Annotated in this window: 11 protein-coding genes and 2 pseudogenes; 8 read left to right on the forward strand and 5 right to left on the reverse strand. The window is 60.1% G+C overall.

Annotated features, from left to right (window positions below):
- Positions 1 to 1,519 precede the first annotated feature (1,519 nt).
- Positions 1,520 to 2,164, reverse strand: a complete 645-nt coding sequence (locus IVB19_RS26200) for a LabA-like NYN domain-containing protein (protein ID WP_247820079.1) — start codon at positions 2,162 to 2,164, stop codon at positions 1,520 to 1,522.
- Positions 2,165 to 3,035: 871 nt separating this feature from the next.
- Between IVB19_RS26200 and IVB19_RS26205 the strand changes: the two genes are divergently transcribed.
- From IVB19_RS26205 to IVB19_RS26225, 6 genes are all read left to right on the forward strand, one after another.
- Entirely contained in the window at positions 3,036 to 3,296 is a 261-nt protein-coding gene (locus IVB19_RS26205) for a DUF1488 family protein (RefSeq protein ID WP_247820080.1), read from the forward strand.
- Positions 3,297 to 3,399: 103 nt separating this feature from the next.
- Positions 3,400 to 3,717, forward strand: a complete 318-nt coding sequence (locus IVB19_RS26210) for a co-chaperone GroES (RefSeq protein WP_247789780.1) — start codon at positions 3,400 to 3,402, stop codon at positions 3,715 to 3,717.
- A gap of 140 nt (positions 3,718 to 3,857) precedes the next feature.
- Positions 3,858 to 5,507 carry a chaperonin GroEL gene (gene groL, locus IVB19_RS26215; protein ID WP_247820081.1) on the forward strand — a complete coding sequence of 550 codons (1,650 nt, stop codon included), beginning with the start codon at positions 3,858 to 3,860 and terminating at the stop codon, positions 5,505 to 5,507.
- A gap of 359 nt (positions 5,508 to 5,866) precedes the next feature.
- Complete coding sequence (locus IVB19_RS26220) at positions 5,867 to 6,250, forward strand: hypothetical protein (protein ID WP_247789778.1); 384 nt, start codon at positions 5,867 to 5,869, stop codon at positions 6,248 to 6,250.
- Positions 6,251 to 6,508: 258 nt separating this feature from the next.
- Positions 6,509 to 6,631 (forward strand): hypothetical protein, encoded by a 123-nt coding sequence (locus IVB19_RS40270; protein ID WP_256467685.1) that lies wholly within the window; start codon positions 6,509 to 6,511, stop codon positions 6,629 to 6,631.
- A gap of 230 nt (positions 6,632 to 6,861) precedes the next feature.
- Positions 6,862 to 7,080 (forward strand): hypothetical protein, encoded by a 219-nt coding sequence (locus IVB19_RS26225; protein WP_247820082.1) that lies wholly within the window; start codon positions 6,862 to 6,864, stop codon positions 7,078 to 7,080.
- A 1,406-nt stretch (positions 7,081 to 8,486) separates the two neighbouring features.
- Here IVB19_RS26225 and IVB19_RS26230 read toward each other — a convergent pair.
- The 3 genes and pseudogenes from IVB19_RS26230 to IVB19_RS26245 form a co-directional block, all read right to left on the reverse strand.
- A complete protein-coding gene (locus tag IVB19_RS26230; protein WP_247820083.1) occupies positions 8,487 to 9,164 on the reverse strand; it encodes a Crp/Fnr family transcriptional regulator in 678 nt (225 codons plus the stop codon).
- Between the two features lie 1,785 nt (positions 9,165 to 10,949).
- Positions 10,950 to 11,968 (reverse strand): annotated as a pseudogene (locus IVB19_RS26235) (IS110 family RNA-guided transposase).
- Between the two features lie 204 nt (positions 11,969 to 12,172).
- Positions 12,173 to 13,897 (reverse strand): annotated as a pseudogene (locus IVB19_RS26245) (carbohydrate porin).
- A 52-nt stretch (positions 13,898 to 13,949) separates the two neighbouring features.
- Here IVB19_RS26245 and IVB19_RS40480 point away from each other — a divergent pair.
- Both IVB19_RS40480 and IVB19_RS40485 read left to right on the forward strand, forming a co-directional pair.
- Positions 13,950 to 14,234, forward strand: a complete 285-nt coding sequence (locus IVB19_RS40480) for a transporter family protein (RefSeq protein ID WP_346283629.1) — start codon at positions 13,950 to 13,952, stop codon at positions 14,232 to 14,234.
- A gap of 54 nt (positions 14,235 to 14,288) precedes the next feature.
- Positions 14,289 to 15,014 carry a SphA family protein gene (locus IVB19_RS40485; RefSeq protein WP_346283630.1) on the forward strand — a complete coding sequence of 242 codons (726 nt, stop codon included), beginning with the start codon at positions 14,289 to 14,291 and terminating at the stop codon, positions 15,012 to 15,014.
- Between the two features lie 80 nt (positions 15,015 to 15,094).
- Here IVB19_RS40485 and IVB19_RS26255 read toward each other — a convergent pair whose 3' ends face one another.
- Positions 15,095 to 15,307, reverse strand: coding sequence for a hypothetical protein (locus IVB19_RS26255; protein WP_247488344.1), 213 nt, complete (start codon positions 15,305 to 15,307; stop codon positions 15,095 to 15,097).
- Between the last annotated feature and the right edge of the window lie 355 nt (positions 15,308 to 15,662).

A 15,662-nucleotide genomic window follows, 5' to 3' on the forward strand; every position in this document is an offset into this window, starting at 1 on the left:
CGGTCAAAGTGCAGGGCAAGATAGCTTCGGCGGTTCCATGGCGCATCTCCGGTGGACTACCGGGAATTATCGGAATTTAGACGCCAGGTGGATGAAGTGAGCGCCAAGTGAGGCTAGCCTTACTTGTTTTCGCGCCGGTCCATATTCTCGCATTTTGAGCAGCGGAATAGCTGGACGGTCTTGCCTCGCCGGGTATTAAGGATAGCCATGGGTGAACTGCCCCCTCGGCACCGTGTGCATGGGACGGAAGTAATCGGGGGCGGTCGCCCAGCTCCACTGGATGCTAATCGGTCATCAGTCACTGAGATAAATCCGGCTTCATTGCGGGCGCTTACGTACCAAACAGCACACAAGGCTTTCAATCGAAATCAGGACGCTCCCGAACTCGCCCTACGGCTGCTTGCTCAGATTGGACGGTGCGGATTTGCTCGGCGCGGCGGGCTAGATCGTCATAGTCTTGGCAATGTCACGCAGCGTTTCTCGCCTCAGCACCAGATAGATGTCCCGATCGACTCATCGGCGCGATCGACGGCGCATGACGCACTTTCGTTCCGAGCTTGGCTGCGTATCGGCTGAGTTGTTTTCAGCTTCACTGGGCTCGCTGCCGGGCCTGACATTGGCACGGCGACTCCGCACGCCTTGCAGACAAAGCGGGGTTCGAGATCGGAGAGCCGGACGTGGTCGGGCCACTGGTCGGCGAGAGCGTTGATCGGTGCTGCTGCTACACGAACGGGTCACCCATCTGACTGGAAAGGCCTGGACCGCCGGCCTAGGCGGCATCGCGGCGGGTGTTGGGCCGGCGGTCCGTCGGGCCGAATGCACGGGGAGCACATTCAGCACGCCGAAATAGGCTAGCAAGGATCCGCCCCGGAAAACGCCGCCCGCTTAAAATGAAGCGTAGGCGGCGGCGTTCCAGCCCCGAGAGGGATAAGCAAATCCCGGATATTCATTGGTCTCGACGCTCAGCGGCAAGGTTCACTCTCTTTGCGGCGAGTGGCGAGCGCAGGCCCACGAGGACCGCAGGCCGGGGCTGCCTGGGGCTGCAAGGCCATTTAGCCGGTCCTTAACCAGCTCCGGGCATCATATCCCGACATGATCAAGGGCGTGGCCATAGCTGCTCTTGTACTGGCGTGTGCCAGTCTTGCAGATCAGCAGTTGTCCTACGGGCGCTATACGGATGCGGCCGTGGCTCTCCTGCGCGACATCGATCGCTCATTCCGGAGGTGAGAGGCTGGTCGCCCCACCGCACGCCGTGGGCGTGTACCGGCAAAAGAAAGAGGCCGCCCGAGGCGGCCCCTTGGGAGTGGTCAGCTCTGCGGCTGCTCCACGTCGGGCTTGTGCGCTGTCTTTAGGCGTCTCTTCGCTCTCGGATGACAGATCGGCGGCCTTCGGTCGCGCTCACCGGGGCGCGATCTCTCTCGAAATTCGCCGCGAGTGTTACGCCGCTGGATGGCCTCAGTTCGTCTGGCGAGCAATGCGGACGTGACATCGTCGCGTCATCAACTTCACGGGTACACCGCTATTCGTCGCTCGGCTTCTCGCTGGGCTCGCGCGTGCTGACGATCGAATCCTCAGCTCCGCCGGGTCGCGAGGCGCCGCGCCTCATCGGCGCGCCATTCTGGCGCACGTCGCCGCGTTCGGAGGGATCTCTGCCGACCGTGGACTGCAGCTCCGCCAGGTCGGTGAAGACGTCGGCTTGGCGGCGGAGTTCGTCGGCGATCATCGGTGGCCGGCTGGCCATGGTGGAGACAACGGTGACCCGGACGCCGCGGCGCTGCACGGCCTCGACCAGCGAGCGGAAGTCACCGTCGCCGGAAAACAGGATCATCTCGTCGATGTGTCCGGTAAGCTCCATGGCGTGGACCGCGAGCTCGATGTCCATGTTGCCCTTGACCTTGCGGCGGCCGCCGGCGTCGACGAACTCCTTGGTCGGCTTGGTGACGACGGTGTAGCCGTTGTAGTCGAGCCAGTCGACGAGCGGGCGGATCGACGAATACTCCTGATCCTCGATGACGGCCGTGTAGTAGTAGGCGCGAACCAGGGTGCCGCGGCCCTCAAACGCCTTCAGCAGGCGCTTGTAGTCGATGTCGAATCCCAACGTCCTTGCGGTGGCGTAGAGATTGGCGCCATCGATGAAGAACGCGATCCTGCTCGGTGCGGACATTTGGACGCTGCCGGAAATTGGTTTCCAGGACGGAAACAGGCGCTTCTATCCGGGCTCTGGGTCATTGAAGCAAAAAGGTTTAGGTAAGGTCGGGCGGCCTGGGTCTCGCTTCCGCTCACCCTCATTCCGGCGGAATCCCAGCTCCGACAGGTCGGAGGCTACGCGCAATTGTTTCTGCCTCAAAGCATTTTTCCTTCAACGAAGGATTATCCGTCGATCGCCAGGAGCGAGCTTGGGCACGCAGATCTGAACCCGCGGCAGCATCGGTAAGACAAAGCACAATGGGAAGTCCCCCTGACGGTTGGCGGTGCGATGCGATTTCCTGTTTTCGAGACCCACGTGCGAAAGCGCGGCCGCACGTGGTGGTGGTTCTTGTGCACGGCCGACGGCCGCACGCTTATGCACGGGTCGGAAGGCAAGCGTTCCGCAGCCAGATATCGGGCAAATCGGGTGCTATTCGAGGTGCTGCTGTTCGCCGAGCCTCAGTCGGACGGTGGCCTCGACACGAGCCGAGCCGGCCCGCGGCGGAGCCGTTCAGCCAACTGAGCCAAGCCCCGACGACGCGCTTCGTCCTCGGCCAGACGACCACCGGTCCGGACATGACCAGGCAATCGCGCCCGCCCTCCTTGGCCGCGTAGAGCGCCCGGTCGGCTGCGCTTGGGCAGGAGCGTTGGTGGCGCCGCCAAGACTGACGGTGACGAGCATGGAGGGCGGATCCAGCGCGTGCAGCATGGCCCAATTCACGAGGCTGGTCGTAGACTTAATTGGCGCGGGCAGTTGTAATCCGATTCCAGAGTAGCCATCTAAGGCTTAGCGCCGCCAGATTGCTTTCAGCATATCTTCCCCGTGCGCAAACTTGATCGGACCCACCATGATCGAGTTTCCAAATCACAGTCGTTCATATGACCGAACGCGGCATGCCGTGCGTTTTTGGGGATACGATCGTGCGCTAGAGGCGTCGTTTTTCATAGAGGAAGACGCGCTGAGGCGACTTCAACCGGATGCTCACCCTAATGAATCGGGTTTCCTGAACGCATTCGACTTCAATCGTGATGCGATATGTGCCGCCGCTGCCAGGGTGTACGTCCGCGGCAGCAGGGGTTCTTACGATCTGGTCGCCGCTAATTTTTGAAACGAAGACCCACGTCTTAGTGGACGCGGAAGGCTCGATTTACGCCACGTAGTTCATTCCGACCGCCAATTTAGAAATAATTACAAAAGCCAGGGAGAACCGCATGAAATTCCGTCCGCTCCATGACCGTGTCGTGGTCAAGCGCATTGAGCCCGAGGACAAGACCGCTGGTGGCATCATCATCCCGGACACTGCCAAGGAGAAGCCCTCCCAGGGCGAAGTCATTGCCGTCGGCCCGGGCGGCCGCGACGAAGCTGGCAAGCTGATCCCCATCGACCTGAAGGTCGGCGACCACGTGCTGTTCGGCAAGTGGTCGGGAACCGAGGTCAAGATCGACAATGTCGACCTGCTGATCATGAAAGAGAGCGACATCATGGGCGTTCTCAACGATCTGCCCGCTGCCAAGAAGAAGGCAGCGTAAGCGCCAGCCAGTTTTCCTTACCCTAGGGATTCGGCGTAGCCGGGCTCTCCGAAGGATGAGGCCGCAATTCAAATCTCATCGCTCAAAAGCTCGCCAGTTGCGCGGTCTTTGGGATTTGACCAGTTGAAACGGAGATCACTATGTCAGCCAAAGAAGTCAAGTTCGGCGTCGATGCCCGTGACCGCATGTTGCGCGGCGTCGAAATTCTTAACAACGCGGTAAAGGTGACCCTCGGTCCGAAGGGCCGCAACGTCGTGCTCGACAAGTCGTTCGGCGCTCCCCGCATCACCAAGGACGGCGTCACCGTCGCCAAGGAAATCGAGCTCGAAGAGAAGTTCGAGAACATGGGCGCGCAGATGGTGCGCGAAGTCGCCTCCAAGTCCGCTGACGCGGCCGGCGACGGCACCACCACCGCGACCGTGCTCGCGGCCGCGATCGTGAAGGAAGGCGCCAAGGCGGTTGCCGCCGGCATGAACCCGATGGACCTCAAGCGCGGTATCGATCTCGCGGTCGAAGCCGTCGTTGCGGACCTCCAGAAGAACTCCAAGAAGGTCACCTCGAACGAGGAGATCGCCCAGGTCGGCACCATCTCGGCCAACGGCGACGCGGAGATCGGCAAGTTCCTCGCCGACGCCATGAAGAAGGTCGGCAACGAGGGTGTCATCACCGTCGAGGAAGCCAAGTCGCTCGAGACCGAGCTCGAGGTCGTCGAGGGCATGCAGTTCGACCGCGGCTACATTTCGCCCTACTTCGTCACCAACGCAGACAAGATGCGCGTTGAGATGGACGACGCCTACGTCCTCATCAACGAAAAGAAACTGTCTCAGCTCAACGAGCTGCTTCCGCTGCTCGAAGCGGTCGTTCAGAGCGGCAAGCCGTTGGTTGTCATCGCCGAGGACGTCGAAGGCGAAGCGCTTGCGACCCTGGTCGTGAACCGTCTCCGTGGCGGCCTGAAGGTTGCGGCCGTCAAGGCTCCCGGCTTCGGCGATCGCCGCAAGGCCATGCTGCAGGACATCGCGGTCCTGACCGGCGGCGAGGCCATCTCGGAAGATCTCGGTATCAAGATGGAGAACGTGACGCTTGCAATGCTGGGTCGCGCCAAGAAGGTGATGATCGACAAGGAGAACACCACGATCGTCAGTGGCGCCGGCAAGAAGGCCGACATCGAGGCGCGTGTTAATCAAATCAAGGCGCAGATCGAGGAAACCACCTCGGACTACGATCGTGAGAAGCTGCAGGAGCGTCTCGCCAAGCTCGCGGGCGGCGTCGCGGTGATCCGCGTCGGCGGCGCGACCGAAGTCGAGGTCAAGGAGCGCAAGGATCGCGTTGATGACGCGATGCATGCGACCCGCGCTGCGGTTGAGGAGGGCATCGTCCCGGGCGGCGGCGTCGCCCTGCTCCGTGCTTCCGGGCAGCTCAAGGGCCTGCGCACCAAGAACGACGACCAGAAGACCGGCGTCGAGATTGTGCGCAAGGCACTGTCCTACCCCGCCCGCCAGATCGCGATCAACGCCGGTGAAGACGGCTCGGTCATCGTTGGCAAGATCCTGGAAAAGGAGCAGTACTCCTACGGCTTCGACTCGCAGACCGGTGAGTACGGCAACTTGGTCGCCAAGGGCATCATCGACCCGACCAAGGTGGTTCGCGTGGCGATCCAGAACGCGGCCTCGGTCGCGGCTCTCTTGATTACCACTGAAGCCATGGTGGCCGAGGTGCCGAAGAGGAATGCAGGCGGCGGCGTGCCTGCGGGTGGCGGCGGCATGGGAGGCATGGGTGGTATGGATTTCTAGGTCAACTCGCTCATAGCCGAACCGCAGAAAAGGGACGGGATGGACCGATCTCCAGGACGTAGAAGACTATGAGGCTGCTGTTCGACCGGCATCGACCGCGAATGGCCTCCCAAGCGAAAAGCCCGGCCACGAGGGCCGGGCTGATCGACAACATACTCCAAGTCAGGCAATGCATTATTTCCAGAAGGATCGCGGGGCAGATACTCGCCGTAGGGCGCAGGCGCCAGACTGCAGGGACCGGCGCCTCAGGCCATCCCGAGAGTGTCGGCACCCAATTGACTGAGCAATTTGGTACAGACGTCGATCGCTCGACCTGTCTAGCCTCCTGCTCAACATACCTCTAACTCAAGGTGAAAATCATGGAAATCTCCAGGGAGACAAAAGCTGCCGTGCGGCCGGCACTTTGGGGAGCCGTGGCCGGAGCAATCGCTCTGGCAATCATGGGGTTCAGCTGGGGCGGTTGGGTGACAGGTGGGACCGCCGAGACGCTCGCGAAGAATAGTGCTGCGACAGCTGTCGTTGCAGCTCTCACACCCATCTGCGTTGAGAAGTTTCGACAAGCCGCTGATGCATCCGCGAACTTGGTCGAAATGAAGAAGGCGACCTACGCATGGGACCAGAGCAAGTTCGTTGAAAAAGGCGGTTGGGCCACGATGCCGGGAAGCGCCGGGCCAAACTCAGCCGTTGCAAAAGCCTGTGCCGAATCGCTTGGTACCAACAAAGCTGTGGAGCTGCGTGGATAGTCACATCGGCAGTTCGTGTAGCTCCCCTCGTTCTCCCTTAGCGATAGAGCGGCAGCGCCAGGTCTCGCATCGCTAGGCGTATCCCTTATTCGAGGCAGCTTGTTCGCGACCGGCTTCATTCTTGGGCCTGTACTCCGTCAACAAGATGAAGCCGGCCCTCCACGTCTTGAAGCGGCCGCAACGCTGAGCTCGATCGAGAGCCAGCCGAGGTGGCGACCATGACGGCATGAGGACCGACCGCACGCTAGCGACAGAGCAATGGAACTCGCGAGACAGGATGCACCGGCCGAACTGTCTCCGCACGAGGCGGTGGCCGAGATTCGGGACGTGCTGGAGTCGATCGGCGACGCCTGTCCCGAATGTCCTCCCGAGGACGGCTGAAGCCGAGCGTTTTCACGGGACTATCCGCCGACTAGCCAAGAAAAGCCGTGCTTCCCAACCCAACCCATCGCCGCTGAAAAAACGAGCGAAATCAAGCCGGCCAAAAACCAGGAACGTCCGCGTGCGGCACTGATCGAGCGCAGATACAGGAAGGCTCCGAGCAGCGTCCCGTAATTCCTCCTGAAGTCTCCGTTAAGCTTCGCTATCTTCGATAGCTCTGAAGATGTTTCGTGTTCATCGGCCACGATGCTGGCTCCCCTGACGACTACCAGCACCCTATCAACCACTGTTTTGCCCGACGGCGCAAGCACTATTTCGGTTTATCGAAATGTCGATTCGGCTCGCTTGAAGGCCCCTCGGATGTGCCGGCTCTCAGCCGCGCCGTCGAATCCCTTCAGCGGGAGAAAGGTTGGCTGAAAGCGCCCGTTGATCGGGTGCTGACCAAGTAAGGCGCGGCTCAATGATGGGTATCTTCCTTAAGAGACCTTTGGAGGTCCGAATGTCGCAGTACGTTCACGCTTCAAACATTGCACATTATCGAAAGCTCATCGCTGCAAATACGCTTGATCCCGCTCGGGGTCAGGGCCGACATGCAATGCTGTTGACGCTGCTTGCCGCGAAATTAGTGCTGGACAGGCTGCCGCCGACATATTCGCGAGAATACAGATGGCCTTGGACGCGACAAGGTCGCGCCTGAGCCAGTGAAGCAGGGCCGCTTCAGTTGTCGCGGCCTCTCTTTCAATTCCATGTCGCCTATTGGGCTCTTCTCGGAAGTCGCGCGGTGGCTCCGTCGTCATTTCAGAGCGGACGACAAGAGGCACGGGCTTGCTCTCGCGGGGCTCTCAGTCCTCTGCGGGCACTTAAGGCTTCCTGAGAAGTCCCGGCACCTCCAAGGCGCTCCAGCCGAGCAGCAACGGTTTGCAGCGGGGACCGAGGAGAGCCTTGGATTCCTAGGGCGCCTCAGGCCTTCCGCCCCGAAAGAACTCCGATCACCAAGCCGGCCTCAGCAATGATTTGCAGCGCGATTAGTGGCTGGCGCCGTCTGCTCATTGAGACCAAGCGCACGTCGGCATGCAGGGATCGCGAGCTGACTGTCAGGCGCGGAATATTCACGGTATCTTGTCGGAGGCCGATCACTTTGCGAATTGCCCTGTTCTCTCGGAGCGATAGTGATCAACCATCGAACTGGGCTACAAGAGCTGTCTTCCTTGACCGATCGGACCATGCCTCTCACCGTTGCGCGGCCAAAGGTCACGGTGGCAACTAGTCCTCGATACTGGGCATAGCGGCTACCTCAGGCCTCGATAGGGTCATTCGTTTCGATCTGCTGCACGTCTTCCGCCGTTCCGTTCATGAACCACAAATCGTGACCATGTCTGCAGAACAGTAAGAGCATAGAGTTAATGAATGGCCGACACTGCAGCAGGGCCTCGTCCCGGCGGATTGGAAATAGGCCGCAGATTCTCGCTAATCGGCTGGAAGTGGTTATACCTACGGCATCACCGCGCGCCCTGGCAGTTATCGGCGACTGAGCGTCCCATGCTCCCGCGAAGTTACGCGGAACCATTCATGCTCAAGCTAACCCCTTCTGGGGGCCTCCTTCATGGTGTGCCTGCTATGGGAGTGCTCTTGATATTGCTGGCGGATGAGCAAGCGCAAGACTCCCGCACACCCAGGAAATTAAATACGGCTGCGAACTCAGGCCGACATATAATTCCGCCCGAGTATTTTAGCGCGCTGTCTGGCTAATGGATTCGCGTACAGGATTGCGGGATCACGCCCGAAAGATCCCCTTCAGTAACTGGCCTAGACGCCGCGTGCGTCCGCCGGTTCTGGTACCTAGATGTTGCTCGACTTATGGGTCGCGTTGGATCTCGGGTTTGTCGTACAAAACGGCGTTCAGTAGCGAGCTATTGACCTCGATCTTTCCGTTGTAGTTGATCAAGCCGAGCTTGCGAAATTTGTTCATGAAGAAACTGACGCGAGATCGGGTCGTTCCGATCATCTCGGCCAATGTTTCCTGGCTGATGTTTGGGCTGATCTGTTGAGGGCTCCCCTCCTTGCCGAAATTGGCCAGGAGGAGAAGTAGGCGCGCCAGTCGCTTTTCACTGGAATTGAAGAGCTGGTCGATCAGATCTTCTTCAACACGACTGTTTCGGGTGAGCAGGTAACTCATGAACAGCTCGGAGAATTTGGGCTGGTCGTGCAGCGCCGCGAGCATGGCCCTTTTAGTGATCACCGTGATCAGGCAGGCCTCCATCGCTGTCGTCGTCGCAATCCGCACCGAATGGCCCTTCATGCAGCCTTCGCCAAAGAATTGAGCCGGCTCCAAGATTCCGACCACGGCTTCCTTGCCCTGCTCGGATATGACGACGACCTTCACCCTCCCTTTTTGGATATAGAAGATCGTGTTCGCCTCATCTCCCTGGGCAAAGATGACGTCACCCTTGCCAAACTTAAGGATGGTCTTTCCTTCGCCTACGTTGGCGAGAAACTCCTTCGGGTCAAACGGTGGATTGGCCTTGCCTGGCATGCCGATTTTTGCTTCCCATCAACGCCCGCTTTGGTTGTCCCGCCCGAGCCGCGCCGCTAAACCGGCCAGACGGAAAGCCCTCCACTCTCCGCATCGTTGTGCCATTTAGCGCCTCGCCGCAGACGAGCGTTGCCAAGAGGGCCGCAATACGCACCTGAGACTATATCACGGCTTTGAACCTACCGATTGTTGTGCATTCCGAACACTCGAAAATTCGGACTTCATGACCGGGCTGGTCAGGTTCGATACAAACGAGCCGCATAGGCTTGCCGCACCTCAAACACGGAAGAATTCTGCAGCACCTGCCAGACCCTCGTCTCGCTGCCTTGGTGAGCCTGTGCCAGCTCCAACCTAAATAAACAGTGGCAGATGGTTCCTTCCGCTAACGCACGACGTTGGCCAGAAGACACCCCTCGCACCAATTCGGAGTCTTGGTCAATATTGACCAGTCCCGCAGCCATGACTTGAGCGAAACTAGGTCAATCGCCGCTCCGACCGGCTGTTATCGGCGACAGAGAGATAGGTAATGCTCCCGCCGACTTCGGGGAACGCAGATGTCATCCGTCCAACCAAACCCAGTGCACAGCCGCGCCGAGCTCGGACGGAATATCCTCGGTTCCGAGCCTTTGACCCAGAGGGGTCATTCGATGGTGACGGTTCGGCATACGTTCCGGTGGCCAATCCGTTCCATTTTCGGGCTGGTGCTTGGTCTACTTCCGGCCTCGGTGGCCTAGTTTGAAAATCATCTCAGTGGCTCAACATAAATCGCTCGGGTGGTCAATTTGGGACATCGGCGATCCGTCCGAGAGGATACCGTCTTAAGAAACAGGGGACCCTATGACCGATAAATGGGATGAAAGGCTGCGTTGCCCGCAATGTGGCAGAACGGGCACCGCCAGTTTGTCTCACTTCGAAGGCGTCGACAGACCAACCGTGAATAGTGTCACGGACGGCTTTAGAGTTGTGCAAACAGAGTTTGGCCCAGATTTCCATTGCGCGACATGCAATGTACCAGTGGCGGGGTAAGGCGTCTCCGCTGGTCAGATGACTTCCGAGTTATTTGCAGCGGTGAGACATGTGCGATAATTGCAAAACCATCGATGATCAGATCCTCCGCTACCGCCGTATTAAGGACCGCATTAACGACCGTCAGACGCAACAGGCCACGGTCGAAATGATGGCTGAGCTGGAAGCGCGAAAGGCGGCGCTTCATCCGGCAGACAAGTAAGGTGCGCTTCAGCCGGATGCTTGCAGAGCGAATTTGCTACCCACAGAAAGGGCGTACGGTAGCTAGCACCGTCCCTGTTCGGTAGGGCTTGCGGCCACCCGAAATGAATAGGCCGCTTTGGCATTCTAAAGAGTGAGCAATTTTGCTCAGATTCCACGATGCGGATATGCAATTTGTGTCACCATCGGGATTTTGCTCACCCTCCCGGGGCTGGAATGCCGCCGTCCGCGATATATTAAGCGGGCGGCGTTTTTGCTATGAAGGCCGCCTCATGTGTGGATGTATATGGACCGCGCCCGATTGCAACGACCGGCTTGATTGGGATCGACGGCCACAACTGCTGACGTATATCCGGCTTCTTGATGCGGCTGGACAACGTCTCCGCCGCGAGCCTCGATGGTTTTCGCCCGCTTCCACCTCAACGGCCCCGAGACATCGGCGCAAGCCGTGCCGGTCCACACATCAGGTTCGGGAAGCGACGGGGTGACCGTTTCGCCATCTCCTGCCATTTGTTGCAATTGCCGGTGAGACCTCCTTTCCTTGATTGCCGCTTCGCTTCAGGCCGCCTTCACCGAAAGCGCCGGCTCATAAGCCGCGTCGCCTGTGAGCATAGCCCACACGATCCGCGCGTTCTTGTTGGCAAGAGCCACGGCCGCGACATTGGGATGGCGCCGTTGCCGCATCTTGCCGAGCCAGAGGCTTCGCGGATCCTGCTCGCACCGTGTGCGCACTGTTGACCAGCAGGCGACGGAGATAACTGTCCCCTCGCTTGCTAATTCCACCGAGGCGCGCCTTGCCCCCGGTGGAGTTTTGTCTCGGCACTAGCCCGAGCCAGGCGGCAAACTCTCTGCCGCTACGGAATGTGTTGGGATCTGCAACCGTTGCTGCGATGGCCGTGGCGATGATCGGCCCGATGCCTTGGAATGGTAGCCAGTCGTTGGCTGACTAGGTTGCTCTTATGCCACGCGAGAACCTGCTTCTCGAGACCAACGATCCGTACCTGAATATCTTCGATGTGGTTGACCATTACCTGCAACACCTGACGGGCAATATCCGGTACACGCCCATCATTCTCGTTGGTGACAATCGCAATCAGTTTCGCCACCTTGTGCAGACCCTGCGCCTCGATAAGACCGAACTCGGCCAGGTGCCCACGCAGAGCATTCACCAGCATGGTGCGCTGGCGGACCAGCAAATCCCGAGCCCGATGCATCATGAGCGCCGATTGTTGCTCCGCCGTCTTTATCGGGACGAAGCGCATCGACGGACGCCTAACCGCCTCGCAGATCGCCTCGGCATCGGCCACGTCGTGCTTGTTACGCTTCACATAGGCTTTCACATAGTTGGGCGGCATCAGGCGCGCTTCATGGCCAAGCGCAATCAACTCACGAGCCCAATGGTGCGCCGTCGCGCATGCTTCGAGGCCGATGAGGCACGGCGGAATCTCGGCAAAGAACGCGAGGACCTGGCTGCGTCGCAGCCGCTTGCGCATCACTACGCTGCCCATCTCGTCGACCGCATGAACCTGGAAGACACTCTTTGCCAGATCAAGACCAATTGTTGTAATATCGCCCATGGATGGCTCCCTTTGCTGGTGATCTCTAACGACCACCATCCTGGCACATCGATGCCGTCAGGGGGCCATCCACCCCATCAGTTGGCGGCCTCTTTCATTTTATCGAATGGCGGCCTAAGGCCCATCGCTACCGTTCATGTCGGCTCAGAGGGTACCTGGCCCTGCTAGCGGCCAGACTTCGTGGCGAATGCGCCGGAGTTATTTTCAATCCGGCTTGAATATCATCTGCCAGCCTTTCCGTGTGTCCATATATTCACGAACCTGCTTGATGCTGTCGCCCGCAACGACGAAGACGAAGCAATAGTCATTTTCATAGGGCTGGCCGCCTGGGAGTGGCTCGCATCCGCTCCTCAACCACGACAATATCGCCATCCGCATGAATGCCGCAACGGCGTACTCGCCTCGCCCGTGATGGTCATCCTCACGGTGCTTGTCCGGAGACCGAAGGTCATGGGCAAGCTCGTCGTCACCGGCCCCCGCTACGGTTTCGGTTGGGCTGCGACCGCCGCGATGGCTCTTCGCTTTGTGGGCATGGCCGCCACGATGTTCATGAGCACATCGTCCTAGAACTTGAGCGTGGTCTTGAGACCGAACACGGACGCGTTCTTGAGAGGCTTGCCGGAAAGCGGGCTCGCCGGCAGCGTGGCGCCACCGCCGGGATGAACGATGTATTGGAAATTGGGCTGTAACGTCCAGCCGTCCTTGACCTGATAATTGGTAAACCGCTGTCAGCAATCCTTCGAAGCTGCGCACCGGCCAAGTCATATCGACCAAAGTCCGATAATCCGCGTCGAGTGCCTGCGCTCGTTTCGAGACGTGGACATAACCCGCGGCGATCCCGAACTTATCGTCAGGGCGGTCATCGCGCAGGCCGATGAACTCAACGCCCACATCCGCGTAAAGATCGATCAGGTTGCGATCGGCAGGCGCGCCGGCGGCCCTGGCGAACACGCCGATCCCCCGATCATCGCTATGAGGCACGCGGTGGATCTGCTGCTCGAAAACCGCCCACCCTCCGACATCCCCGGACAATAGCAAGGGCTCGCCGCTGCTGCTGGCGGCAGCGGCGAGCGAGACCCCGTTCGACGCGAGCCGCTGATCTGCGAAGGAACCGAAGTGCCGCCAGCCTCCGAACTTGATCTGGCCGGTCAGACTCGGGTCGCCCTTCTTGTTATTCCAGGCATACTGAATCTGCCCGAGCAACAGCGGCGCATTCGTTGACGCGGAAATTAAGGCGGTAGCGGTTGCGCTCCTGCGGGTCGGCCGGACCGCGTCCGGCCTGGTCGCCATCGAAGATTCCGCCAAGCACAGCAAGCTGATCGGTTACGTTGACGAGCAGCTCCCATGGCGGCCAAAATGCGGCGAGGGTCCACCGCTGGGCAGATTTACCGACCTGATGGCTGGCCAACCCATCGAGGCGCTGGTGAACACGTCCGTGTACTTGGTGTTGAAGAATTCGCTGTCCGCGGCTAGCTGGCCCAATTTCAGCGAGACCTGCTTCGCACCCCACTGCTTTTCAAAATAGGCTTCGTACAGACGGGTCGACGGCAGAGCCTCGATCCCGCTAACAACGAAGAAGTTCTGCAGGTTACTGCGCGATAGCCCGTCACCATGGATCAGGAACATGTTGGCGTGAAAGGTGAGCTTGTCGATCCCAATCAGCTTCTGCAAATCGACGTCGACGGCGAGGTTCAGGCGACCTTCGTAGATCGCGCTCTGCTTCAATCCTCCGGACGCGATGCCGAGCACCTCGCCGATGTAGGTTGCCGCGAACTTCACGCCGTACTTCTGCAGCGGATTGGGCAGCAGCCCAAGCGTCTTTTCCTCCACCGTGCTCTCTCCCGTGTCGGGATCGGCCGGTTTGTCGTCATCGGTCTTCTTATCCTCTTGCCCAATGGCATTGGTCGCAAGGAACAGAACAACCGCCATCAAAAGCGCCGCTTCTAGTGCATTGGCCGACGAAGGCGGCGTGAGTTTCTGGGTGCCTGGCTTTTTTGGAAGCCTGTCGGCGGCGCCGCAGCAGCCGGGTTGGTCGCTGGCGACCGTCTACTACCACACCTCGGTATCGGCGGGCTCGGATGTGGCCTTGGCGCGTGAACTCCAGACGGGCAGAGTCCCTGCGAACTTGTCGGCCCGCCTGAACGCGAGTCTGACCGGTACCGGCGATCTGGGTTTTGTCATCCCGAGCTACGTGTTCGCAACGCCGGTGCTTGGCGGCCAGGCAACGTTTGCCCTTGTGGGTGCCTATGGCGTCACCAGCGCTTAGCTGGCGGGCACGTTGTCGGGAAACCTCTCGACGCCTGTCGGAAGCATCCCCTTCATGCGGTCCGACAGCTTCAGCGATACCACTTGGGGCTTCGCCGATGTTATTCCTCAATTCTCCCTGCGTTGGAACGCAGGCGTCAACAACTTCATGACCTACGTCACTGGCGACATACCTGTTGGAGCCTATCAGTCCACGAGACTGGCGAATCTGGGCCTCGGCCACGGCGCCATCGATGCCGGCGGCGGGTACACCTACTTCAATCCGGCGACGGGCCCCGAATTATCCGCGGTGCTCGGATTTACGTACAACTTTGTCAACCCGTCGACGCAGTACCAGAGCGGCGGGGACATGCATCTCGACTGGGGCGCGTCGCAATTCCTGACCAAGCAGGTGCAGGTGGGTCTGGTAGGGTACGCCTACAAGGAACTGGGGTGCGACAGCGGCTCTGGCGACCGGGTCGGGTGCTTCCGGTCGCAGGTGTTCGGCGTCGGGCCGCAGTTCGGCTACGTCTTTCCGCTCAGCGAAGGCCTCCACGGGTACGTCAATCTCAAGGGATACGCGGAATTCGGAGGGGCGGCTCGCCCGACCGGGTGGAACAGCTGGCTCACATTTGCCATCTCGCCCGCAGCGGCGCCTCCGCCCCCCGGTACATCGCATGATCACGAAATAGGTTACGGTTCTCGACCGCATTTTTCAGGAGCCACTGACGGCTCTCGTGGCCGTTCCACGGTTCAATTTCGTCCTGAGCGGGGCGCCAGGTTTCGGCATAGCAGCGCCTGAACAGCCTTCGGTTGGAGATGACGCTGACCGAAGACGACGTGCCCACTGTGGAGCAGCCGGCAGGATGAGCCTGCCGCCTGTCAGGCCTCGCCTGGTCCGGTGAAGGTCGAGATCGGTGGCGTCGTGCGCGGCACCAGCAGTGGCCGCTCGGTTACTCCGGATCGGGCAGTCGGGCTGCCCTTGGCATCGTACCGCTTGGCGAGATCCAAGAGGCGACGTCGGGTGAACGGATCGGCCTGCTCGGCGATGTCCCGGACCCGCTGCGCGAGGCTCCGATAGAATTCCTGCTCCATGACGCACCCTCGCAACATCACTGCCCGGAGTTGAGTAGCCTGCGGTCGCGGAGTCAAGAAGCGTCGGCACGCGCATGCAACTTTCCGTGTCGGTCTTGAGATCGCGATGCCGGCGGACGTAGACTGGCCATCGCAGGGGAAATCAGATGCCGGTGTTCTATCCGTCCGGAAGGCCTGCCCTGCGTGCGGCAGGCCGATGAAGGCTGTGCCCGACGAAGTCGCTCATGGGGAATTGCGGTACGTCTGCACCGGTTGTGACGACGACCCGTTGCGCGACTTGAAGCCCGCAAGTGGGCGGACGGGCCGCTGAAGCCTCTGGAGGAGTAGTCCGCGCTGTTGAGGCTGATCCGTCGGC

The organism is Bradyrhizobium sp. 187 (assembly GCF_023101005.1).
Classification (GTDB): domain Bacteria; phylum Pseudomonadota; class Alphaproteobacteria; order Rhizobiales; family Xanthobacteraceae; genus Bradyrhizobium; species Bradyrhizobium canariense_D.